Source organism: Streptomyces rubrogriseus (genome assembly GCF_027947575.1).
GTDB lineage: Bacteria > Actinomycetota > Actinomycetes > Streptomycetales > Streptomycetaceae > Streptomyces > Streptomyces rubrogriseus.
On sequence record NZ_CP116256.1, the window covers coordinates 3,540,720 to 3,564,622 of the forward strand.

Below are 23,903 nucleotides of genomic sequence, written 5' to 3' on the forward strand. Positions count from 1 at the left end.
GCTTTCCGTGGCCTTGACGGGCGCGTATGGCTCGACGTCAGAATCTGTTTGTTCACGATCGCTTGTGAGTACTTCTGAGTTCTGATGAGCCTCGACGATGAGTTCTGATGAGGGAGATCCGTCATGACGGTCACGCGCAGATCGGTTCTGATCGCCACCGCCGCCACACCCGCGGCCGGGATGGCGCTCGCCGCCCCGTCGGCGTGGGCCGCGGACGCGACCGGCGGCTCCGCGGGCCGCAGCACCCTCGCCCTGCGGGACGGCTGGCGCTTCCGGCTGGTCGACCCCGACGGGGCGGCCGAGGACGTCACGGACGCCGCCGATCCCGCCCACGACGACTCGGCGTGGCGCGAGGTCGCCGTCCCGCACGACTGGAGCATCGAGCAGACGCCCACCACGGAGCACGGCACCACCAGCGGCACCGGCTTCCTGCCGGGCGGTCTCGGCTGGTACCGCCTCGCCTTCACGCTGCCGCCCGCCCTCGCCGGAAAGCGGATCTCGGTCGAGTTCGACGGCGTGTACATGGACTCCCGCGTCCACTGCAACGGCCGGGAGGTCGGCCACCACCCCTACGGCTACACCGGTTTCGCCCTCGACCTCACCGACCTGGTGCACACCGACGGCCGGACCGAGAACGTCCTCGCGGTGCGGGTGCGCAACCAACTGCCGAGCAGCCGCTGGTACTCCGGCAGCGGCATCTACCGCGAGGCCCGACTGGTCGTCACCGAGCCGGTGCACGTACGCCGCTGGGGCACGTACGTCACCACGCCGCGGGTGGACGGGGAGAGCGCCGTCGTCCGGGTGCGGACGTCGGTGGTGAACGCCACGGGCACCGCGCGCGAGGTCGAGATCCGGTCGGTGGTGCGGGACGCGGACGGCCGCACCGTGGCCCGCACCGCCTCCACGGTGGACGTCACCGACGCGGCGTCCGAGACCCACGAACTCACCGTCGCCCGCCCGCGGCTGTGGGACTTCGCGAGCCCGCACCGCTACACCCTGCACACCGAACTGCGCGTGGGCGGCCGGACCGTCGACACGTACCGCACCCCGTTCGGCATCCGCACCTTCCACGTCGACCCCGAGGAGGGCTTCCACCTCAACGGCAGGTACGCCAAGATCAGGGGCGTCGACCTGCACCACGACCTCGGCGCGCTGGGCGCCGCCGTCAGCATCGACGCGATCCGCCGCCAGATGACCCTGATGAAGTCGATGGGCGTCAACGCCTTCCGCACCTCCCACAACCCGCCCTCGCCCGAGATGATCGAGGTCTGCGAGGAGATGGGCATCATCATGCTGGTGGAGGCCTTCGACTGCTGGCGCACCGGCAAGAACCGCTACGACTACGGCCGGTTCTTCGACGAGTGGTGCGAGCGGGACGCCACCGAGATGGTGCTCGCGGCCCGCAACTCGCCCGCCGTCGTCATGTGGTCCATCGGCAACGAGGTCCCCGACTCCACCGCCACCGCCGGACTCGCCATGGCCGACCGGATCATCGAGGCGATCCGCGCCGCCGACGACACCCGCCCGCTGATCATCGGCTCCGACAAATACCGCCGGCTGCCCGCCAAGGGCTCCGCGGCCGACCTGATGCTGGCCAAGCTGGACGGGCTCGGCCTCAACTACAACACCGCCAAGTCGGTGGACGACCTGCACGCGGTCTACCCGCACCTGTTCCTCTTCGAGTCCGAGTCGTCCTCCGAGACCTCCACCCGCGGCACCTACCAGGAGCCCGAACACCTGAACACCGGCGAGAACCACACCCCGGGCGGGCGGGCCACCTCGTCCTACGACAACAACCTCGCCTCCTGGACGATGAGCGGCGAGTACGGCCACAAGAAGGACCGGGACCGCAAGTGGTTCGCCGGGCAGTTCCTGTGGTCCGGCATCGACTACATCGGGGAGCCCACGCCGTACGACGTCTTCCCGGTGAAGGCGTCCTTCTTCGGCGCGGTCGACACGGCCGGCTTCCCGAAGGACATGTACCACCTGTTCCGCAGCCAGTGGACGGACGAGCCGATGGTCCACCTGCTGCCGACGACGTGGAACCACCGCGAGGGCGACACCGTCGAGGTCTGGGCCTACACCAACGTCGACACCGTCGAGCTGTACCTGAACGGCAAGTCGCTCGGCACCCGCCGCTTCGACACCAAGAAGACCGTCGACGGCCGGACCTACCTGGAGACCACCGAGGCCACCGGCGACGACAAGACCTTCACCGACGGCCCCTACCCGGGCAGCTACACCAGTCCGAACGGCAGCGCGGGCAAACTGCACCTGACCTGGACGGTGCCCTTCGAGGCAGGAGAGCTGAAGGCCGTCGCCCGGCGCGGCGGCAGGACGGTGGCCACCGACGTCCTGCGCACCGCCCGGGCGCCGCACGCCCTGCGCCTCACCCCGGACCGCGAGTCCGTCGACGCGGACGGCCGCTCCCTGGTCTTCGTGACCGCCGAGGTGGTCGACCGGCACGGCGTGGTGGTGCCGGGCGCCGAGCACCTGATCTCCTTCGACGTCGCGGGCGGCTCGCTCGCCGGGCTCGACAACGGCCGCCAGGAGAGCGCCGAGCGCTACCAGGCGAGCACCCGCACCGCCTTCCACGGCAAGGCGCTGGCGATCGTCCGGTCCGGCACCCGGCCGGGCACGGTACGTGTGACGGCGCGTGCGGACGGCCTGCGCACGGACACGGCGGCGGTGCGTGCCCGGCGGTCCCCGGACCCGGCGACCACGCCGGCCCCGGAGTTCCGCCCCGAGCACCCGGCGCCGGTGGAGCACCCGCACGCGGACGCGAGCTACTCGGGCAGGCCGGACACCCTCCCCGCCGCCGTGCTCGACGGCGAGCCGGCCACCGGCTGGTCCAACGGCTTCCACAAGGCGGCCACCGCCCTGCTGCCCGCCTTCGACGGGGCCCGCGCCGAGGACTGGATATCGGTCGACCACGGGCGCACGCGCACCTACGACCGGGTCGAGGTCTCCTTCACCGTGGACGACGGGCACAGCCTGCCCGCGACCGTCGCGGTGGACGTCTGGGACGGCCGTGCCTGGCGTGCGGCCACGGAGGTGCGGACCGAGTGGGCCACCGCCTCCGACGAGCCCACGGTCATCGGCTTCCGGCCGCTGCGCGGGTCCCGGATCCGTCTCACGCTGACCAGTCGTCACCCCGGCGAGGCGCGGGGAGCGGTCCGGGTCAGCCGCCTGGAGGCGCCCGCCGCCTGAAGCGCCGTACCACGGTCCGGACGGGAGCCGGTCGGAAAACCGGTCCCGTCCGGACCGTTGACGGCGTGTCATGTCTGCCACAAGCATGTCCTGCGACCGCATTTGGGAGCGCTCCCATTCCCGGCGAGCGCCACCTCCCCCGAGGAGCCCGGACGTGAAAAGACGCAGAACCGCGCTCGTCTCCCTGACGGCCCTGCTGGCGGCGGCCGTCACCGCGCTGCCCGCCGCCCCGGCTGGCGCCGAGGAGACCGAGCAGGTCAGGAACGGCACCTTCGACAACGGCACGGACTCCTGGTGGACGAGCAGCAACGTCACCGCCGCCGTGACCGACGGCCGGCTGTGCGCCGACGCCCCCGGCGGCACCACCAACCGCTGGGACGCGGCCCTCGGCCAGAACGACGTCACCCTGGTCGCGGGGGAGTCGTACGAGTTCTCCTTCACCGCCACCGGTACGCCCGCCGACCACGTGGTCCGGGCGATCGTCGGCCTTTCGGTGTCCCCGTACGACACCTACTTCGAGGTCAGCCCGCAGCTGAGCGTCTCGGGCAACACCTACTCGTACACCTTCACCTCGCCCGTCGACACCGCCCAGGGCCAGGTCGGCTTCCAGCTCGGCGGCACGCCCGACGCGTGGCGGTTCTGCGTGGACGACGTGTCCCTGCTGGGCGGCGTGGCACCGGAGCCGTACGTGCCGGACACCGGGCCGCGGGTGCGGGTGAACCAGGTCGCCTACCTGCCGTCGGGACCGAAGAACGCCACCCTCGTCACCGACGCGACCTCGCGCCTGCGCTGGCAGCTGAGGAACGACGCCGGACGGACCGTCGCCCACGGCTGGAGCGTGCCGCGCGGCGTCGACGCCTCCTCCGGACAGAACGTCCACTCGATCGACTTCGGCCGCTACCGGAAGCGCGGCGAGGGCTACACCCTGGTCGCCGACGGCGAGACCAGCCGCCCCTTCGACATCGGCACGGCCGCCTACGAGCGGCTGCGCCTGGACTCCGCGAAGTACTACTACACGCAGCGCAGCGGCGTCGCCATCAGCGACGAACTCCGCCCGGGCTACGGCCGCCCCGCCGGACACGTCGGCACGGCACCCAACCAGGGCGACACCGAGGTGCCCTGCCGGCCCGGTGTGTGCGACTACACCCTCGACGTCTCCGGGGGCTGGTACGACGCGGGCGACCACGGCAAGTACGTGGTCAACGGCGGCATCTCCACCTGGGAACTGCTCAGCACCTACGAGCGTTCGCTGCACGCCCGCACCGGGGAGCCGAGCAGGCTCGGCGACGGTTCGCTCGACATCCCCGAGAGCGGCAACCGGGTGCCGGACATCCTCGACGAGGCCCGCTGGGAACTGGACTTCCTGCTGAAGATGCAGGTGCCGCAGGGGCAGCCACTGGCCGGGATGGCGCACCACAAGATCCACGACGAGCAGTGGACCGGGCTGCCGCTGCTGCCGAGCGACGACCCGCAAAAGCGCGAACTGCACCCGCCGACCACCGCGGCGACCCTCAACCTGGCGGCGACGGCCGCGCAGGCCGCGCGCCTGTACCGCCCCTACGACCGGGAGTTCGCCGCGAAGGCGCTCGACGCGGCCCGCACCGCCTGGGCCGCCGCACTCGCCCACCCGGACCTGCTCGCCGACGAGAGCGACGGCATCGGCGGCGGCGCCTACCCCGACAACGAGGTCGCCGACGAGTTCTACTGGGCCGCGGCCGAGCTGTACCTGACGACGGGGGAGCGGGACTTCAAGGAGTACGTGCTGGACTCCCCGGTGCACACGGCCGACATCTTCGGCCCGATCGGCTTCGACTGGGCGCGCACCGCGGCCGCCGCCCGCCTCGACCTGGCGACCGTCCCCAGCCGCCTGCCCGGCCGGGACCACGTCCGCCGCTCCGTCGTCCGGGGCGCCGACGGCTACCTGGCCACGCTGCAGGCCCATCCGTACGGCATGCCCTACGCGCCCGTCGGCAACGTGTACGACTGGGGCTCCAGTCACCAGATCCTGAACAACGCGGTCGTCCTCGCCACCGCCTACGACATCACCGGCGGCTCCAAGTACCGTGACGGCGCCGTCCAGAGCATGGACTACATCCTCGGCCGCAACGCCCTGAACATGTCGTACGTCACCGGATACGGCGAGGTCAACGCGCACAACCAGCACAGCCGCTGGTACGCCCACCAGCTCGACCCCGCCCTGCCCGCGCCGCCCGACGGCACCCTGTCCGGCGGTCCGAACTCGAGCATCCAGGACCCCTACGCGCAGAGCAAACTCCAGGGCTGCGTCGGCCAGTTCTGCTTCATCGACGACATCCAGTCCTGGTCGACCAACGAGCACACGATCAACTGGAACGCCGCGCTGGCCCGGATGGCCTCCTTCGTGGCGGACCAGGGATGACCGGCTGACCCCTGCGCACCGCGCCCGAGGGCCGCGCCGCTTCCGCGGGAGAATGCGGAAAGCCGGTGCGGCCCTCTCGGCATGTCGGGGATCATGGCATGCCGGGGATTCTGACCTTCTTTCAAAGGCGGCCGATGTTGCCCGGTCGCCTTGTTGACCATGAGTGGTTTGTGCGAGAGTGAAGCACCCGTGCGGGGGGTAAAGGCCGGGTCTCGCACGCGCTTTGACGGACCGGGTCCGATTTCGCCATGGCGAATTCACGCCTCCCGTGCTCCGCCCAAGAGGTACACACCAATCCGTGGGTCCTTTTCGGCGATCGGAACTTCTGAGTCGCCTGCGCGTGGGAAGGAAACATCTCAGTGCCCACCCCCCACCCCCCTCGGCCCGCCTACCCGCCCTCCGGCGGCGATCCCGGGGAGTCCGACGAGTTGCTGGCCGCGCGGCTCCGCGACGGCCCGGAGACCGAGGCCGCCCGGATCGCCGCGCTGCTGATGGCCCGCCACTGGCAGCCGGCACACGACTACGCGACCATCTGCCTGGCCACCTCGGCCCAGGTCACCGCCATGGTCACCGCCGCGGCCTGGCACCGGGTGCTGGCCCGCCTCGCCGAGGGGGAGCCGGCCACCGCGCTGCGCCCCCGGCTGCTGGTGGCCGTGCGCGACACGGTCCGCCAGTGGTCCGGCGACGACGCGATATCCGGCGCCCTGCCGCAGTTGCTCAAACCCGCCGGGGGGCGGGGTATGCGGGCGGCGAAGTCGCTGACTCCGGAAAACCGCACGTTGGCGGCCCGGGCATTCGCCTCTCTTCCCGGACCGGCCCGTTGTTTGCTGTGGCACACGGAGGTCGAAGGAGAGTCCATAAGTGTCCCGGCCGGTCTGCTGGGCATGGACACCGACACCGCGTCGGCCACTCTCGAACAGGCGCGTGAGAAATTCCGCGAGGGATGTCTGCACGCCCACCGGCAGCTCGCGCCGAGCCAGGAGTGCCGCTTCCACAGCCGACTGCTCGACGTCCCGATTCGCCGGGGCGGTGCCCTGCTGCCGGACGTCCGCAAGCACCTGGCCGACTGCCGGCACTGCCGGCACGCGGCCGACCAACTCGGTCACTTCGAGCGGGAGTTGGGCACGCTGATCGCCGAGGCCGTGCTCGGCTGGGGCGCCCGGCGCTATCTCGACTCCCGTCCGGCGCGCGCGACGCTGGGTGTGCTGGCCAAGGGCGCCGCCCGGCACCGCGGCTCACGCACCGGGCTGCTGGCCCGGATCCCCGTGCCCGTGCGCCGGGTGCCGGGCCGCCCGCGCTCCGGCCGGTCGGTGCTGCGACAGCTCGGCGCCGCCTCCGCCGGGGTGTTGGCCGTCGTGCTCGTGGTGAGCGTGTGGTCCTACGACGGCGGTGGCGCCGATCCGGCCGCCTCCACCAGCGCGGTCGACGGCGACGGCGAGACGTCCGCGACGAGCCGTCCGAAACCGCCCGACGCGGCCGGGATGCCCACGTCGGCGGACCGCACGCGGCTGCGCAACGTCGCCGCCGGCCTGTGCCTCGACGTCCGGGGCGAGCCGAAGGCCGGGGCGGGCGCCCGGCTGGCGGAGTGCTCCGAGGCGGGGACCCAGCAGTGGACCTACGAGGACGACGGGCTGCTGCGCAGCGTCGCCGACCCGGGACTGTGTCTGGACTCGCGGGCGGACGCCGGAGTCGTCATTCTCGGTACCTGCGCCGACGAGGGAACCGAGCGGGGCGAGGACGTGCGCTACGAGCTGACGGGCGAGGGCGAACTGGTGCCGCGCGGGCAGAAACTGCTCGCGCTCGCCACCACTACCCGTGCCCCGGACGCCGACGTCGTCGTCAAGGTGCACGACGGCTCCGAGGACCAGCGCTGGCGCACCGACCCGGTGCCGACGGCGGAGGGCTCCCTGTCGATCGCCCGTACTGACGCCCCGGGAGCACGGGCGGTGGACCTGTCCGGCGGCTGAGCGGGACGGTGCGCCTCCGGTGTGCCCACGACGGCGCCGTCAGCGGTGTGCGGGACGGTGCCGCCGTCCCTCACACCGGGTCCTCCACCAGGTCCGCGGGCCCGGGCGTGGCCGGTGAGGCGTGCCCGGACAGGGCCAGGGTGAGGTCCAGTTCGGCGAGCAGGCAGCGGATCACGTGCTCGACGCCGGCCTGGCCGTCCAGGCCGAGCCCGTAGGCGTAGGGACGGCCCAGGAGCACCGCACGGGCGCCGAGCGCGAGCGCCTTGAAGACGTCGTCGCCGGTGCGGACACCGCTGTCGAACAGCACGGTCAGCCGGTCGCCCACCGCCTCCACCACGCGCGGCAGGGCGTCGGCCGCCGCGACCGAACCGGCCACCTGACGGCCCCCGTGGTTGGAGACGACCACGCCGTCCATCCCGGCGTCGGCGGCGAGCCGGGCGTCGTCCGGGTGCAGGACGCCCTTGAGGACGATCGGACCGTCCCAGTTCTCCCGCAGGAACGCCAGATCGGGCCAGGACTTGGCCGGATCGGAGAACATGCCGACGAAATGCATCACCGCCGCGTTCGGGTCCTCGTGCACCGGCTTGGCCAGCCCGGCCCGGAAGGCCGGATCCGAGAAGTAGTTGGCGGTGCCGACGCCGTGCAGGAACGGCAGGTACGCCTGGTCGAGGTCGCGCGGGCGCCAGGACAGCAGCGGCGTGTCCAGCGTGACGAACAGCGCCGTGTACCCGGCCGCCCGGGCCCGGTCCAGGAAGCTGCGCGCCACCTCGCGGTCCTTCGGCCAGTACAGCTGGAACCAGCGCTCGGCGTCGCCCATCGCCTCGGCGACCTCCTCCATGGGCGTGCTGGAGGCGGAGGAGAGGATGAACGGCACACCCTGGGCCGCGGCGGCCCGGGCGGCGGCGGGCTCCGCCTCCGGGTGCATGATCGACAGGACACCGACCGGCGCGAGCGCCAGCGGGGCGGGCAGGGCACGGCCCAGCACCTCGACACGCAGGTCGCGTTCGTGCACGTCCCGCAGCATGCGCGGCACGATCCGGCGTCTGGCCAGCGCCGCCCGGTTGGCCCGGGCGGTGCTGCCGTCGCCCGCGCTGCCCGCGACGTATCCGAAGGGGCCGGGCCCGAGGCGCCGCTCGGTGAGCTCCTCGAGCCGGGTCAGGTCGGTGGGCAGCCGCGGGACCGCGCCCGTCATGCCGTTCAGATAGATCTCGTACTGGAAATCCGCCCAGTGCTTCGGCATCCCAGGTCCGCCTCTCGTCGTCGAGCTCGCGCTGCCCGGCACCATACCCGCGGGTATGCCGGGGGTCGCGGTCAGGGTCGACGGGCCTGTTCCGGGGGTGTTTCAGGCCTATTGACGAAGGTGTGGATCACGCCATTCGGCCAGTTCTGTTCTCAATAATCGATCAAGAAACGCCCAGTTCCGGACTTGGAACGTTCTAATTTTGTGACTTCACGCCACTGATTCAATACGCAAGGTTACCGAAACCCATGGGGTCGAGATGAGTTTCGGTGCCGGACTCGGCAGACTCGCGCTCGCCGCTCCGGCACCGACCGGGCCGGACCGGCACCACCCTCGAAACGAGCGGAAGGATGCACACAATGCGGAACACCGCGCGCTGGGCAGCGACTCTGGGCCTGACGGCCACCGCCGTCTGCGGGCCCCTCGCCGGGGCCTCCCTCGCCTCCCCGGCCACCGCCCCCGCGTCGCTCTACGCCCCCTCGGCCCTGGTGCTGACCGTGGGGCACGGAGAGAGCGCTGCCACCGCCGCACCCCTGCGCGCGGTCACCCTGACCTGCGCCCCGACCGCCTCCGGCACCCACCCGGCGGCCGGCGCGGCCTGTGCCGAACTGCGCGCCGCGCACGGCGACCCGGGTGCCCTGGCCGCCGAGGACTCGGTGATGTGCACCCGGGAGTACGCCCCCGTGGTCGTCACCGTCGACGGCGTCTGGCAGGGCCGGCGCCTCTCCTACGAACGCACCTTCGCCAACGAGTGCGTGAAGAACGCGGGCAGCGCGAGCGTCTTCACGTTCTGAGGGACCGGGACCGCAGGGACCGTGCGGCGTGATCGGCTGCTCGCCACTGGGGAGTGCGAGCGCCGCCGTACGGGTTCCGCGGGCCCGCACCGGGGACGGCGGACGGAGTGGGGCCGTCCGCCGTCCTCCCGGTTCACGGGCACGGTCAGTCGTTCGCGGCCGGGCCGTCCGCGGGCTTGGCGGACCGGGCACGGTGGCTGGTGTCGCACCACGGATAGCGCCGGCTGCGCCGGCACGTGCACAGCGCCACCCGGAAGCGGTCCGAGGACACCGTCGTCCCGTCCTCCAGCTCCACCTCCACCGGACCTTCCACCAGCAGCGGCCCCCGGCGCTGCACCTTGATCCGACGCCGGGCGTCGGACGGGCGCGGGGGGTCAGACGGGGAGTTCGGCACGGACGACCACCAGCTCTTCCTCGTAGTCCGCCAGGGACAGCAGCCCGCGCTGCCGCAGCCAGCGCTCCCGGCCGCGCACCACGGGACCGAACGCGATCCGCCGCCGCCGGATCACTGCCGCCTTCAGCCCCGCCTCGCGCAGCAGCGCCTCGGTCCTCGCGGGGTCGCTGAGCGCCGACTGCACGAGCAGCAGCACCCCGCCGGGGCGCAGCAGCCGGGGCACTTCCAGGCAGATCCGGTCCAGGACCATGCGGCCGTCGTGGCCCGCGTCCCAGGCCCGCGCGGCACCACGCGGCCGGCGGCCGGTGGCCGGCGCCGGCACATACGGCGGATTGGCCAGCACCAGGTCGAACGACTCGCCGCGCACGGGGGTGAAGAGGTTGCCGCGCCGGACGCGGATCCGCAGCCCGGCCCGGGCCGCGTTGAGCCGCGCGGCGCACACCGCGCGCCACGACACGTCCACCGCGGTCACCCGGCCGCCCCGCCGGGCCGCCGCCAGGGCGAGGGCGCCCGAGCCGGTCCCCACGTCGAGCACGGCGGCGCCCGGCGGGAGCGACTCGTCGGACAGCGCCCCGGCCAGCAGGGCGGTGTCCTCCTGAGGGGCGTAGACGCCCGGTAGCACCATGAAATTCACGGATCCCACGTACCCCGGCCGTCACGGAATATGAGAAATTTCCCCGTGAACGCGGCTCGGGGCGGAAAGCGGCGTACGCAGCGACGACCGCCCCGCCCGCCAGTCGGCGAGCAGCCGGGCGCCGAGGCGCTCCTCGAGGTACCCGGTGGCGTCGATGCCGAACGCGACGTCCGCCGCCAGGTGCGGTTCCTGTTCCAGCAGGCCCTCGATCACCTCGTGCCGCACGATCTGCTCGTGTACCGCGTCGGCCTCGACGTGCTCGTCGTAGAAGTGCTCGGCGGCCGGACCGGCGCCCGTGCGGCGCATCGCCTCGGCGAGCCGCCGGGAACCGGGTGACGAGGTGATCTCCACCGCCGCGAAGTGCCCCACCAGCGCCCCGCGCAGCGACCGGTGCAGGCCGAACAGGGACATCATGTTCACCGTGGCCAGGCACTCGGCCGAGGCCGCGTCCAGATGTGCCCCGTACCTGGTGTCCAGGTCCAGGTCCGTCATCAGGTCGGCGAACAGGCGGGCGTGCACCCGGTCGGCGCGCCCGCCGCCGTACTCGTCGAACTCCACCGCCGCCATCGCCGCCTTCGCGCGGCCCCACAGCCGGGGCAGCACCCAGGCGTGCGGGTCGGCCTCCTTGAGGTGGTACAGCGAGCGCTGGGCGGCGTACTCGCGCAGCTGCCACAACTCGCCCTCGTCCCGCAGGAAGTGGCTGACCCCCTCGCCGTGGACGGGTTCGACGAGCAGCGCCCCGACCGCGTCCGCGACGCCGTCGTGAACCGGGGTGTCGGCCCGCAGGGCGGCCAGGAAGCGCCGTTCGAGAGCGGCCCGGACGCCCAGCAGGCCGGGGTCCCACTCGAGGTCGGGGCGGACACCCGCGAAACCCCGGTAGTGCAGCTCGTAGCACTGGTACAGGGCGAGCTGCAGGTCGTCGCCGTACACCGGTGCGGCGGCGACGGTGTCGGGGGAGGGCAGTGGGCCCGTGCCGAGCAGATGTGCGCCGACGGCCTCGGAGACCGGTCCCCGGGCCGTCGGCAGGCGTGGTTCTTCGCGGTCGTACTCCATGCGCCGCGAGTACCCGGCCGGCGCCGTGGCACCCCCGGCCGCGCGGAGCGGCGCGTCACTCGCCCTCGACGTCCTCCTGGGCGCCGGTGTTCGGGGAGGTGGCGTCCCCCGCCTCGCCCCGGTGCTCGCCCTCGTCGGACTCCGCGTCGCGGGGCCTGGCCTCCTCGATCTCGCGCAGAACCTCCTCGACCGCGGTCTCGGGCTGCTTGTGGTCGTGCTCGCCGTCCTGGGACACGGGGTCCTCCTTCTCGCTTCTCGTCGTACGGCTCCTGCTCGCGGTCGTTCAGTTCGACGCGGACGCCAGGCGCAGGGGCACCGGCGCCGGGGGAGCGGCCTCGTCGCTGCGGCGCACCACCTCGGCCCACCAGGCCGGCCCGTCCTCGATGTGGCGCAGCAGGACCCCCTCGCGGATCGCCCAGGGGCAGAGCGCCACCGCCTCGAGACCGGTCAGCTTCATCGCGGTGTGACCCACGACGGCGCCCGCCAGGCTCTGGGCCGCGCGCGGCGCCGAGATGCCTGGCAGCCGGGCCCGCTCGGCCGCGGACAGGGCGGCCAGCCGGCCCACCGCGTCCCCCAGGTCCGAGCAGCGCATCCGCCGCTCCGTGAAGGGGCCGTACCGGCCGGGCGGGGCGCCGCACAGCCGCCCGAGCTGCTGGAAGGTCCGCGAGGTGGCCACGGCGGTCCGCGGCCCCTCCCAGCGGATCCGCGCCGCCGCGTCCCGCAGCTGGTGGCGGACCCTGCGCCGCAGTGCCTTGACCTGCTCCGGCGAGGCCGGGTCCCGGCCGCCCGCCAGGAACTCGTGGGTCAGCCGGGCGGCCCCCAGCGGCAGCGAGGCCACGAAGCCGGGCAGCCGGCCGCGCCCGAACGCGACCTCCAGCGAGCCGCCGCCGATGTCGAGCAGGGCGAGCGGGCCGGACCGCCAGCCCATCCAGCGCCGGGCCGCGAGGAACGTCAGCTCCGCCTCCACCTCGCCCGGCAGGGTGCACAGCGGCACACCGGTGCGGGCCTGGACGGTGCGCAGCACCTCACGCCGGTTCGGCGCGGCGCGCACCACCGCGGTCGCGAAGGCCAGCGGCCCCGACGCCCCCCACCGGTCCGCGGTCCTGCTCGCTTCGGCGACCGCCCCGACGAGCCGCTCCACGGCCTCCTCCGGGACCGGTCCGCCCGGCCTGACCTGCTCCGACAGCCGCAGCCGCCACTTCGCGGTGTGCACCGGCAGCGGAACGCCGCCCTCGGCGTCCGCCACCATGAGCCGGACCGTGTTCGACCCCACATCCACCACGCTGGTACGCATGAGGGCAACAGGTACCCATTCGAGCGCCGATCAGGCCAGCTGCCGCCGCACCAGCTCGTGCAGCCGGCCGCCGGTGTCCGCCAGCAGCCGGGCGGGCGGGCCCTGCTGGGCGACCCGGCCGTCCTCCATCACGATCACGCGGTCGGCGTCCAGGACCGTGGACAGGCGGTGCGCGATCACGATCCGGGTGGCGTTCAGCGCCTTGGTGGACTCGATCACCGTGCGCTGCGTCTCGTTGTCCAGGGCGCTGGTCGCCTCGTCGAAGAAGAGGATGCGCGGCCGGCGGATCAGGGCCTGCGCGATCATCAGCCGCTGCCGCTGGCCCCCGGAGACCGCCCCGCTGCCCGACACGATGGTGTGCAGCCCCATCGGCATCCGCTCGATGTCCTCCGCGAGCCCCGCCATCCGGGCCGCCGCCATCGCCTCCTCGGGCGTGTACGCCTCGGTGCCGCAGATGACGTCCAGGATCGAGCCGGTGAAGGGCTGGGCGTGCTGGAGCACCACCCCGCACTGTCTGCGCACCGCCGACTGGTCCAGCGCGGCCAGGTCCTGACCGTCGTACAGGACGCTGCCCGACAGCGGACGGTCGAAGCCGATCAGCAGCCGCAGCAGGGTCGACTTGCCGCAGCCGCTGGGGCCGACGACCGCCACGAACTCGCCCGGCCGCACCTCGAAGGACACGTCGTCCAGGACCAGCGGCCCGTCGTCGGTGTACCGGAACGACAGCCGGCGCGCCTCGATCGCCCCCGACAGCGGCCCCGGCCGGGTGCTCGCCGTCCGCACCTCGGGCGTGGCGTCCAGGACCGGCCGGATCTCCTCGAACAGCGGCAGCGCCGCCACCCCCGACACGAACGCGCCGGTCAGCTGGGTGACCGAGGTCAGCAGCATCGTCACCGAGGCGTTGAAGGTGAGGAACTCCGCCGCCGACATCGAGCCCCGCGCCGGGCCGGCCAGCAGCATGAACATCAACAGGGTGCACAGCGGCAGGTACACCGCGCCGAGCACCGCGTTCAGGTTCTTGATCCGGCCCGCCCGCTGCTGCAGCTCCCGGCTGTGCGCGAACCGCTCCGCCCACGCCGCGTAGGCGTAGTTCTCGGCCGCCGCCACCCGCAGCTTCGGCAGCCCGCGCAGCGTCTGGAACGCCTGGTTGTTCAGCTTGTTGGTGAGTTTGACCAGCCGCCGCTGCCAGCGCACCTGCCACAGCCCGAGCCCGAGGAACACCCCGGCGACGACCACCAGCATGCCGATCGCCGCGAACGCCATCGGCACGCTGTACCAGAGCAGCAGACCGAGGTTCATCGCCCCGACGGTCACCGACTGGGCCACCGTCGGGCCGACCCCCGCGAGCAGCCTGCGGATCGCACTGATGCCCATGGCCGCGCTCGCCAGTTCGCCGGTGGAGCGCTCGGTGAAGAACTTCGTCGGCAGCCGCAGCAGGCGGTCCCACACGGCGGGCTGGAGGGTGGCCTCGATGCGGCCCTCCAGACGCAGGATGGTGAGGTTCTGAAGCAGCATGAAGGCCGCCGCGACGACGCTGCTCAGCATCACCGCGAGACACACCTGCACGATCAGCCCGGTCTGCGCCTTCGGCACGAACTCGCCGAGCACCCGGCCCGTCGCGATCGGCACCAGAGCGCCGAGCGCCACCGTCACCAGTCCGGCGAGCAGCAGGGACGTCAGGTCCCGGCGGGTGCCCGCCAGACAGAACCGCAACAGGCGCAGCGGACTGAGCCGCCGCTCCGGCAGCGGCCGGTAGAACATCACCGCGCGCGGCTCGAACTCCCCGGCGTTCGCCCGCTCCACCGGCGTCTCGCGACCGGTCGCCGGATGCACGGCCACATAGCCGCCGCGCCGCCACAGCAGTGCCACCGGCGCCCCCGACAGGGTGCGGTGCCCGACCAGCGGCCCCACGTCCTCCCGCCACCAGCGGTCCGCCAGCCGCACCGACCTGGTCCGCACCCGCGAGGCGAGCGCGATCCGCTCCACCGGGTCGAGCCGGTCGCTCTCGGTGCCGCCGGAGGCCGGCTCGGCGAGCGGAATCCCGGCGGCGCGGGCGACCAGCCCGCAGGCCGCGTACGTGGCGTCGGCGTCGGCGGCCGTGGTGCGCTGCGCCGAGCGCTTGCCGATGGAGGCCAGCAGCGTCCGGTCGGCCCGCGCGCGCACCGCCTCACCGGCCTTGATACCGGCCGCCGTGCGGGTCTCGTGGGTACGCTCCAACTGCTCGATCCACCGGTCCAGGGTGGTCAGCAGCCGGTACTGCTGGTCGACCATGCTCTGCCACAGCGCCGGGTCCATCAGCAGGTCGGCGGCCGCCTCCTCGCCGTACACCGCCCCGTACTGCACGCTGCCCGGCGGCACCTGCATCCAGAACACGTCGTCGTCCGTGGGCGCGCCGGCCCGCTCCGTGGCCATCGGCGCCTGGAAGAGGACGGTCAGGCCGCGCCCCACGCCGAGGGCCAGGGCGTACTCCAGCGGACTCGTCGTCGGCGGCACGTACTGGGGGTTTCCGTACGCGTCGTACGACCACGTCTGGGTGGGCGCCGGCTGGTACAGCTCGCGCAGTCCGATGCGGTGCACCACGCAGTCCCGCAGCGGGCGTGCCACCAGCGTGTGCTGCGGCCCGGCGACCGGTCCCAGCAGCACCGAGCCCGCCTCCAGGCGCCCCAGGTGGTGCCAGTGGCCCTGCTCCCCGGCGTCGACCGCGAACAGGTCCACCGCGCCGGACACCACGAGCCACAGCACCTGCGGCCCCTCCAGGTCGAGGCGGTTGAACCCGGCGCAGTCGACGCGGGTGCCCAGCGAGCCGAGCGCCCCCAGGACCAGGTCGCCCTGCCCCTCGTGCACGGTTGTCATCTCACCGCTCCCCGACCAGTGCCGCGTACGCGCCACCGCGCGCCAGCAGCTCCTCGTGCCGCCCGCGCTCCACGACCGTGCCGTGGTCGAGGACGACGATCTCGTCGCTGTCCCGCACCGTGCTGAGCCGGTGCGCGATCACCACGCAGGCGCAGCCGCGCCGGCGCAGGTTGTCCATCACCACCAGCTCGGTCTCCGCGTCCAGCGCGCTGGTCACCTCGTCCAGGACGAGGATGCTGGGCCGGCGCACCAGGGCCCGCGCGATCTCCAGGCGCTGGCGCTGCCCGCCGGAGAAGTTGCGGCCGTCCTGCTCCACCGGGCTGTGCAGCCCGCCCGGCCTGCGCCTCACCACGTCGTACAGCGCGGCGTCCTTGAGCGCCTCCACCACGGCGTCGTCGGGGATCGACGGATCCCACAGCGCCACGTTGTCCCGCACCGAGCCCTCGAACAGGAACACGTCCTGGTCGACGAAGGAGACGGAGGACGCCAGCGCCCCGCGCGGGATGTCGTCGAGCCGCTGCCCGTCGATGCGGATCACGCCGTCCCACGGCGCGTACAGGCCCGAGATCAGCCGCGACACCGTCGACTTGCCGCTGCCCGAACCGCCGACCAGGGCCACCTGCTGCCCCGGTCCCACGGTCAGGTCGAAACCGGTCAGCAGCGGCTTGTCGAGCGGGTTGTAGCCGAAGGAGACGTTCTGCAGCTCCACGTGCCCGCGCAGCCGGCGGGTGGAGTCACCGCCACCGGGGCGGTCGTAGAGCGGATCCGCCCGGAAGTTCTCCACGTCCTTGAGGCGGGCCACGTCGGCCGCGAAGTCCTGGATGCGGCCCGCGACACCGTTCAGCCGGGTCAGCGGCGCCGTGAAGCGGACCACCAGCGCCTGGAAGGCGACCAGCAGGCCGACCGAGATGTGGCCCTCGACCGCGCGCATGCCGCCGATCCACAGGATCAGCCCGCTGTTCAGCGTCGCCAGCGTCGGCGCGACCACGCCCAGCCAGGCACTGGGCACCCCGAGCCGCTGCTGCTCCTCCAGCGTGGTGGCGTGCTGGCCGGCCCACTTGCGGAAGTAGCCGTCCTCGCCGCCGGTCGCCTTCATCGTCTCGATCAGCTGGAGACCGGTGTAGGCGGTGTTGGTCAGCCGCGCCGTGTCCGCCCGCAGCTTCGCCGTACGGGTCGCGCGCAGCCGGATGACGATCCGCATCGCCAGGATGTTGAGCAGCGCCACACCGATGCCGACGAAGGTGAGCTGCGGGTCGTACGTGTACAGCAGCACGGCGTACAGGACGACCACGATCGCGTCCACGCCCGCCGCGGCGAGGTCGCGGGCCAGCGTCTCGGCGACCGCGTCGTTGGACTGGAGCCGCTGCACCAGGTCGGCGGGGCTGCGCTGGGAGAAGAAGGTCACCGGCAGCTGCAGCAGGTGCCGCAGGAAGCGGGCGCTGGAGAGGGTGGAGGAGATGATGCGCCCGTGCAGCAGGTTGGCCTGCTGGAGCCAGGTCAGCACCACCGTGAGCAGGACGCAGGTCCCCATCGACGCGAACAGCACGCCGAGCAGCGAGGTCTGCCCCCCGATGAGGAACATGTCGATGTAGGTGCGGCTGAGCGCGGGCACCGCCGCGCCGACCGCCACCAGGAGCAGGCTCGCCAGCACCGCGGCGGGCAGCGTGCCCGCGGTTCCGCGCAGCCGGGCGGGCATCGCGCCGAGCACACCGGGCTTGCGGCCGCCGCGGGTGAAGCCGTCACCGGGCTCCATGGTCAGCACGACACCGGTGAAGGACCCGTCGAAGTCCTCCAGGGACACGAACCTGCGTCCCTTGCCCGGGTCGTTGATGAACACCCCGCGCCGCCCGAACCGGCGGCCCACGCCGTCGTAGACGACGTAGTGGTTGAACTCCCAGAAGAGGATGGCCGGTGCCGTCACCTCGGCGAGGGCGGCCAGGTCCATCTGCATGCCCTTGGCGGTGAACCCGTAACTCCGCGCGGCCTTCAGCAGATTGCTCGCCCGGGACCCGTCGCGGGAGACACCGCAGGCGATCCGCAGCTCCTCCAGGGGGACATGGCGGCCGTAGTGTCCCAGCACCATGGCGAGGGAGGCGGCACCGCACTCCACGGCCTCCATCTGGAGCACCGTGGGCGTGCGGACGGTCCTCGCACGGCTCTTCGGCACGCTGCGCCTCGGCGGGGCGGCGCGGCGCCTGCCCCGGGTCTCCTGTGCGGTGCTCACGGCAGCAGCCAATCGACGGGACGCTGGTCGGCCAGCCGGATCGAGCCCGAGGCCAGGGTCATGGAGGTCAGTTCGAACGGCGGTCCGTCGGCCGAGGACCACTCGTAGCCGCTCTTCGTGGACTTCGAGGTCGCCAGCCGCACCGTCACGGCCACCGGCCTGCCGTCCTCGGTGAACTGCTCGCCGAGCGCGCTGTCCCCGAGGAACGCGCCGATCGTCTGCGCCGACTGGGCCGAGCGGTCCACGGACTTCACCTCCCCGTGCAGGACGCCGTACTGCTGCGTCGGCACCGACTGAACGGTCAGGTCGACCGAGGCGTGGGCGGGGATGGCGGCGGCGTTCTCCGCGGGGACGTACACGGTGGCGTAGAGCGGGTCGTCGGCGTGGGCGACCTTCTCGACGGACGCGACGTTCGCGCCGGTACCGATGATCTGCCCGACGGTGGCGGCGAGTGCGCTGACCCGGCCGGCGTCCACCGTGCGGACCACCGTCTCGCCCTTCGCGGTGCGGACCTTCAGCACCGGGGCGTCGGCGGCCAGCCGCTGCCCCGGACGGGCCAGGACCGCGGTGACCTGCCCGGAGACGGGGCTCTGCAGGAGGTAACTGCCCTGGCCGTGAGTGAGGACGGCGGGCGCGGACACCGTGGAGGTCACCGAGCCGCCCACCGCCCACACGGACGCGGCGGCCATGGCGACCAGCGTCACGGACAGCACCAGCCAGCCCTGGGGACGGGCGAAACGCACCGGGAGATCGAGCTCCTCCGGTGACTGGAGTTTTGCGAGGGCCTGTTGGCGGAACTGCACGGCTGACGTATCCAGGGCTCGGTGAGAACGGCCGGGGGTCGAGAACGGCCAGGGGTCGAGAACGGCCGGGGGACGAGAACGGCCGAAGGGAGAACGGCCGAAAAGTCCCGGAGCCTGGACGGCTCCGGGACTCAGCGACGCAAGGGCGCGATCAGAGACCGGCGACCAGGCCCGTGACCGGGGCCGTGTTCAGACCGGTGACACCCTCGACGGTGCCGACGGCGGTGTTGAGCAGGCCGGAGACCGGGGCGATGCCGTCCACCAGGCCGGTGACGGTGCCGACGGCGTTCACGTTCAGGCCGCCGGAGACGTTGTCGAGGTCGGCGTCGGAGATCTCGACGGTCTCAACCTGGGGGGTGGAGTTCATGATGGAACTTCCCTTCGTATAGCCATTTCACAAGGGGGGAGCGGCCCCCTCTGGGGACAGATGACGGCCGCGACCGCGGGCGCCGGGCGCCCTTTTCCGGAGCCCTCCGCGGCCCCCGCGGTGCGATGGATCAAAGCACGCGGCCGGTCCGGGCTTCCAATCAAACACCCCTCTCACCAGCACACTTGCGAGGTCTGCGGGCCCAAGCGTGCAGGGGCGCGCACGCCTTCGCGGCCACTTCTTCACACGGTGCGCGAGATCGGCTCGTGCGGCCCCTTGCCCCTGCCGAGGCGATTGGGACACTCCGGCCCCAAAGGCGTACGGGCCGCCGCGGGCTTGTGCAGATGCTCCAACGGGAGTGACCGGGTTGGGCATTCGATGTGCAGATTCGCTGAAGCAGTCATTCCGCTCCGTGATCGCGACGGTGCGTCGCACTCCGGATGCGGAGGGTGTCGATCGTGCGTGGCGCGAGGGTCCGGCTGAACACCCCGCCCGGCCCGTGCGTACCAACAGCCGTCCAGGCGCCCCCAACAGCTGCCGGACCGGCGGGCACCAACCCCGGTCCCAGGAGGTCGAGTAGGTTGAGTCACAAGCGAATCCCGAAGCGCAGGGCCGCGATGGCGGCGGGCGGTGTGGTGGCGCTCGGCGCGGCCGCGATCCTGCTGCCGAACGCCAACGCCTCGCAGGACGGCGGCTCCTCGGACCATGCCGCCGCGGCACCCAGGACCCTCAAGGCGGCGGACGCGTCGGATCTCGCCGCACGGCTCGCCGGCCTGCTCGGCGACACCTTCGCCGGCTCCTACTACGACTCCGGCGCCCGGCAACTGGTCGTCAACGTCGTCCCCGGCGACGACAACCAGGTGGTCGCGCAGGCCGAGCAGGCGGGTGCGAAGGTCCGCCAGGTCGACAACAGCATGGGCGAGCTGCGCAGCGGCGCTCAGACCCTCAAGGCCGAGGCCGGCATCCCCGGGACCGCGTGGGCGATCGACCCGCGCACCAACAAGATCCTGGTGACCGCCGACAGCACCGTCACCGGCGACCGGTGGGACCGGCTGGAGTCCACCGTCGACGGCCTCGGCTCCGGCATGGCGACGGTCAGGAAGTCCGCCGGCACCTTCAAGACCTTCGCGTCGGGCGGCGACGCGATCTTCGGCGGCGGAGCGCGCTGCTCACTCGGCTTCAACGTCACCGCGGGCGACGGCTCGCCCGCCTTCCTGACGGCCGGTCACTGCGGGGTGGCGGCCGACCAGTGGTCCGACGCACAGGGCGGACAGCCGATCGCCACCGTCGACCAGGCGGTCTTCCCCGGCCAGGGCGACTTCGCGCTCGTCAAATACGACGACCCGGCGACCGAGGCGCCGAGCGAGGTCAACCTCGGCGACCAGACCCTGCCGATCAGCGGGGCCGCCGAGGCGGCGGTCGGCCAGGAGGTCTTCCGCATGGGCAGTACGACCGGACTGGCCGACGGGCAGGTGCTCGGCCTGGACGCCACCGTCAACTACCCCGAGGGCACGGTCACCGGCCTCATACAGACCGACGTCTGCGCCGAGCCAGGCGACAGCGGCGGCTCCCTCTTCACGCGGGACGGCCTCGCGATCGGCCTGACCTCCGGCGGGAGCGGTGACTGCACGGTCGGCGGCGAGACCTTCTTCCAGCCGGTCACCACGGCCCTGGCGGCGGTCGGCGCCACCCTCGGGGGCGAGGACGGCGGCGCGGGTGCCGGAGACGCGAGCGGTGCTGGTGCCGGTGCCGGCGAGGAGGGTGACGCAGGAGGTGCGGGCGACGCGGGCGACGGCGGCGCCGGTGCGGGTGACGGGGGTGGCGCAGGTGACGCGGGTGAGACGGGTGACGGTGCGGCCGTCGGCGGTGGGGACGGCTCGGGGCTGACGGGCTGACGGGCCGACGGGCTGACGGGCTGACGGGCCGACGGGCTGAGGCCACGTCGGCTCGGCGCGGCCGGTCTGCGCCCCTGCCGCGCCGCCCGACGCTCCGGTTCCTGCCCCGCGGGCGGCGGCGCGTGTCCGCCACCTCATCCTGGCCGCCGGCAGGTCCCGGCCCGCACCCGTCCGGAGGCGCGAAGCGCCCGTCCGCGAGCCCCGGAGTGCTCCTGATCGCCGCTCCCCGGCCCGCAGGGGCTGCGCGGATGCCTCACAAGCGCTGTAATGGCGAGGTGGCCGGAGAGGACGCTGCGGAACGCGGACCGAGGACGCTGCGTGCCGAGGGCGCCCTGAACGCGATCGTGGCCGGACCGGTGCCGCAGGACCGGCTGCGCGGAATCCTGGAGCAGGCGCTGGTCTTCGCGGGCGCCTCCTTCGCCGCGCTCTACACGCCGGGCGACGACCGCGAGCTGCTCTGCCTGGTCGAGTCGGCCGGAGTGCCCCGCTCCCTGTACGGCGTACGCGACAGCTACCCCGCGTCCGGCGGCTCCCCGGTCGCCGACGCCCACCGGGCCGGCGAGGCGGTGTGGATCGGGCCGGAGGAGTTCGCCGGATCGGCGGAGTCACGGCACGTGCCGTCGAGCGGCTTCTCACTCGCCGTCCTGCCCGTGCGCGGGGACGGCGGCGGCTGCTTCCTCGCCCTGACCGAGCGCCCGGACGGGTTCGACGCCGACGACCGTACGTGCCTGGAGGTGATCGCCGAGGCGATGACCTGCCCCGCCCCGGCCGGGAGCGCCGACCGTGTCGAGGCCGGTGACCTCCAGCCGGACGCCTTCACCCTGGCCATGGACACCGGTCGGGCGGAGGTCGGCGACGACATCCTGCGGCTGTTCGGACTGGCCCCCGGGGAGTTCGACGGCAAGGTGGAGACGCTGCTCGGCCTCACCGTGCCGGAGGACCTGCCGTCGCTGATGTCGGTGACCGAGTCCGACCACATGACCATCGGCGAGCGCGAGCTGGAGTTCCGGGTGCTGCAGCCCACCGGCCCGCCGAAGTGGCTGCGGCTCAGCGGGCGCCTGCTGCCCGGCGGCGACGGCCGGCCGGCCCTCCTGGTCGGCACCGTCGCCGACGCCTCCACCCTGCGCCCGGACGTGACCGACGTCGCCCGCGTCCAGCGGCTGGCCGCCGCGCTCGCCACCGCCGGGACCGTGCGCGACGTGAGCCAGGCCGTCGTCGCCGCCCTGCGCAGACCGCTCAGGGCCGACCGCATCGCGCTGGCCGAGCTGGAGAACGACCGGCTCGTCGTCACCGTCCTGGACCCGCCGGACCCCGAGTCCTGGCCCGAACTGTGGCGCCTGGAGTGGCGCACCGAGTGGCCGGACGCCCCGGTACGGGCCATGCCCACCCTGGCCGCCGCGCTGCGCGAGGGACGCGCCCGGATCTGGCCCGCCGGCACCGGCGACCTGGAGCCCGCCCTCGCCGACGTCGGCCCCGGCGGCCTCGCCGTGCTGCCGCTGCCCGCCGGCGGACGCATGGCCGGGGCCTGCCTGATCGGCTGGGACGCCCCGCACGACTTCGGCCCCGACGAACGGGCCCTGCTCACCGCCTCCGCGGGCCTGGCCGGGCAGGCCCTGATGCGCGCCCATGCCTTCGACGCCGAGCACGAGCTGGTCGGCATGCTCCAGCGCCAGCTGCTGCCGCGCCGACTGCCCAAGCTGCCCGGCGCGGTCGCCGTCGCCCGCTACCTGCCCAGCACGGCGGGCCTGGAGCTGGGCGGCGACTGGTACGACGTGATCCCGCTGCCCGACCACCACGTCGCCCTCGTCATCGGCGACGTCCAGGGACACAGCGCCGGGGCGGCCACCCTCATGGGCCAGATGCGCACCGCCCTGCGCGCCTACGCCGTCGAAGGTCACCCGCCGGACGTCGTCGTCTCCCACGCCAACCGGCTGCTTACCGGCATGGAGACCGACCTCTTCGCCACCTGCGTCTACGTCGACCTCGACATGGAGGAGGGCTCCGCCTGGTGCGTGCGCGCGGGGCACCTGCCACCGGTGCTGCGCCACCCCGACGGCAGCACCGAGATCGCGGAGGTGGAGGGCGGCCCACCGCTCGGCGTGGTGACCCAGGCCGACTTCCCGATGAGCCCGCTGCGGCTGCGTCCCGGCACGCTGATCGCCCTCACCACGGACGGCCTCGTGGAGACGCCGGAGTCCGACATCGACGAGGGCATGGACCGGTTCGCGCACGCGCTGGCCGTCTCCGCCCCCGGCCACCTCGGACTCGTCGCCGACGCCCTGCTCGGCAACGCGCGCCGCAACGACGACGTGGCCCTGCTGCTGGTGCGCTACGACGGCATGGCCCTGCGCCCGCTGCGCGAGAGCTGGTCGGTGTGGCGGCTGCCGGAGGCCGTACGGCACGCCCGCCGCTTCACCCGGCGCACCCTGCGCACCTGGGGCGTACCGGACGACGACATCGACGGAGTGCTCCTGATCGTCTCCGAGCTGGTCACCAACGCCCTGGTGCACACCGACGGCAAGGTACGGCTCGACCTCACCCTGATCGGCGCACGGCTGCGCGTGGCCGTCGCCGACGCCTCGCCGCGCACGCCGGTCAAGCCGACCAGCATCGGCTGGGAGGCCACCGGCGGACGCGGCATCCTCCTGGTCGAGGCGATGTCGGCGACCTGGGGCACGCTGCCGGTCAGCGGGGGCAAGCAGGTGTGGAGCGAGATCCCGGTGGGCGGCGGCTGAGCCGCGCCGCCCGCACGGCCCCCGGGTTTCACGGGTCCCCGC

General features: G+C 73.2%; 16 protein-coding genes. 6 read left to right on the forward strand and 10 right to left on the reverse strand.

The window, feature by feature from the left end; all coding sequences use genetic code 11:
- Positions 1–123 precede the first annotated feature (123 nt).
- From Sru02f_RS16195 to Sru02f_RS16205, 3 genes are all read left to right on the forward strand, one after another.
- Complete coding sequence (locus Sru02f_RS16195; protein WP_109030727.1) at positions 124–3,210, forward strand: glycoside hydrolase family 2 TIM barrel-domain containing protein; 3,087 nt, start codon at positions 124–126, stop codon at positions 3,208–3,210.
- A gap of 154 nt (positions 3,211–3,364) precedes the next feature.
- Positions 3,365–5,608: a cellulase gene (locus Sru02f_RS16200; protein WP_109030728.1), complete on the forward strand. Its 2,244-nt coding sequence runs from the start codon at positions 3,365–3,367 to the stop codon at positions 5,606–5,608.
- Positions 5,609–5,967: 359 nt separating this feature from the next.
- The gene (locus Sru02f_RS16205) at positions 5,968–7,575 is read left to right on the forward strand and encodes an RICIN domain-containing protein (protein ID WP_109030729.1); all 1,608 of its coding nucleotides are present in this window, start codon (positions 5,968–5,970) and stop codon (positions 7,573–7,575) included.
- A 70-nt stretch (positions 7,576–7,645) separates the two neighbouring features.
- On the opposite strand, the gene Sru02f_RS16210 is transcribed toward Sru02f_RS16205, so the two are convergent.
- Positions 7,646–8,815: a lactate 2-monooxygenase gene (locus Sru02f_RS16210; protein WP_109030730.1), complete on the reverse strand. Its 1,170-nt coding sequence runs from the start codon at positions 8,813–8,815 to the stop codon at positions 7,646–7,648.
- Between the two features lie 359 nt (positions 8,816–9,174).
- Here Sru02f_RS16210 and Sru02f_RS16215 point away from each other — a divergent pair, with 359 nt between their 5' ends.
- Positions 9,175–9,609, forward strand: a complete 435-nt coding sequence (locus tag Sru02f_RS16215; protein WP_087788454.1) for a protease inhibitor — start codon at positions 9,175–9,177, stop codon at positions 9,607–9,609.
- A gap of 145 nt (positions 9,610–9,754) precedes the next feature.
- On the opposite strand, the gene Sru02f_RS16220 is transcribed toward Sru02f_RS16215, so the two are convergent.
- The 9 genes from Sru02f_RS16220 to Sru02f_RS16260 all read right to left on the reverse strand — a co-directional run bounded on the left by Sru02f_RS16220 (position 9,755) and on the right by Sru02f_RS16260 (position 19,231).
- The gene (locus Sru02f_RS16220) at positions 9,755–10,003 is read right to left on the reverse strand and encodes a CDGSH iron-sulfur domain-containing protein (RefSeq protein ID WP_167469384.1); all 249 of its coding nucleotides are present in this window, start codon (positions 10,001–10,003) and stop codon (positions 9,755–9,757) included.
- Positions 9,984–10,628 (reverse strand): HemK2/MTQ2 family protein methyltransferase, encoded by a 645-nt coding sequence (locus tag Sru02f_RS16225; protein ID WP_174855032.1) that lies wholly within the window; start codon positions 10,626–10,628, stop codon positions 9,984–9,986. Before Sru02f_RS16225 ends, Sru02f_RS16220 begins: the two co-directional genes overlap by 20 nt.
- Positions 10,629–10,658: 30 nt before the next feature.
- Positions 10,659–11,690 (reverse strand): iron-containing redox enzyme family protein, encoded by a 1,032-nt coding sequence (locus tag Sru02f_RS16230; protein WP_109030732.1) that lies wholly within the window; start codon positions 11,688–11,690, stop codon positions 10,659–10,661.
- Between the two features lie 55 nt (positions 11,691–11,745).
- Entirely contained in the window at positions 11,746–11,925 is a 180-nt protein-coding gene (locus tag Sru02f_RS16235; protein ID WP_109030733.1) for a hypothetical protein, read from the reverse strand.
- Positions 11,926–11,973: 48 nt separating this feature from the next.
- Positions 11,974–12,984, reverse strand: a complete 1,011-nt coding sequence (locus Sru02f_RS16240; protein ID WP_109030734.1) for a Ppx/GppA family phosphatase — start codon at positions 12,982–12,984, stop codon at positions 11,974–11,976.
- Between the two features lie 30 nt (positions 12,985–13,014).
- Positions 13,015–15,837 carry an NHLP bacteriocin export ABC transporter permease/ATPase subunit gene (locus Sru02f_RS16245; RefSeq protein ID WP_109030735.1) on the reverse strand — a complete coding sequence of 941 codons (2,823 nt, stop codon included), beginning with the start codon at positions 15,835–15,837 and terminating at the stop codon, positions 13,015–13,017.
- Between the two features lies 1 nt (position 15,838).
- On the reverse strand, positions 15,839–18,061 hold the full coding sequence (locus Sru02f_RS16250) for an NHLP family bacteriocin export ABC transporter peptidase/permease/ATPase subunit (protein ID WP_109030736.1): 2,223 nt from the start codon (positions 18,059–18,061) through the stop codon (positions 15,839–15,841).
- Positions 18,058–18,864 carry an HlyD family efflux transporter periplasmic adaptor subunit gene (locus tag Sru02f_RS16255; protein ID WP_164270402.1) on the reverse strand — a complete coding sequence of 269 codons (807 nt, stop codon included), beginning with the start codon at positions 18,862–18,864 and terminating at the stop codon, positions 18,058–18,060. Before Sru02f_RS16255 ends, Sru02f_RS16250 begins: the two co-directional genes overlap by 4 nt.
- A gap of 151 nt (positions 18,865–19,015) precedes the next feature.
- On the reverse strand, positions 19,016–19,231 hold the full coding sequence (locus tag Sru02f_RS16260; RefSeq protein ID WP_003978108.1) for a hypothetical protein: 216 nt from the start codon (positions 19,229–19,231) through the stop codon (positions 19,016–19,018).
- A gap of 581 nt (positions 19,232–19,812) precedes the next feature.
- Between Sru02f_RS16260 and Sru02f_RS16265 the strand changes: the two genes are divergently transcribed.
- Both Sru02f_RS16265 and Sru02f_RS16270 read left to right on the forward strand, forming a co-directional pair.
- Positions 19,813–21,126 (forward strand): S1 family peptidase, encoded by a 1,314-nt coding sequence (locus tag Sru02f_RS16265; protein ID WP_109030738.1) that lies wholly within the window; start codon positions 19,813–19,815, stop codon positions 21,124–21,126.
- A 248-nt stretch (positions 21,127–21,374) separates the two neighbouring features.
- On the forward strand, positions 21,375–23,861 hold the full coding sequence (locus Sru02f_RS16270; protein WP_109030739.1) for a SpoIIE family protein phosphatase: 2,487 nt from the start codon (positions 21,375–21,377) through the stop codon (positions 23,859–23,861).
- The last annotated feature ends 42 nt before the right edge of the window (positions 23,862–23,903 follow it).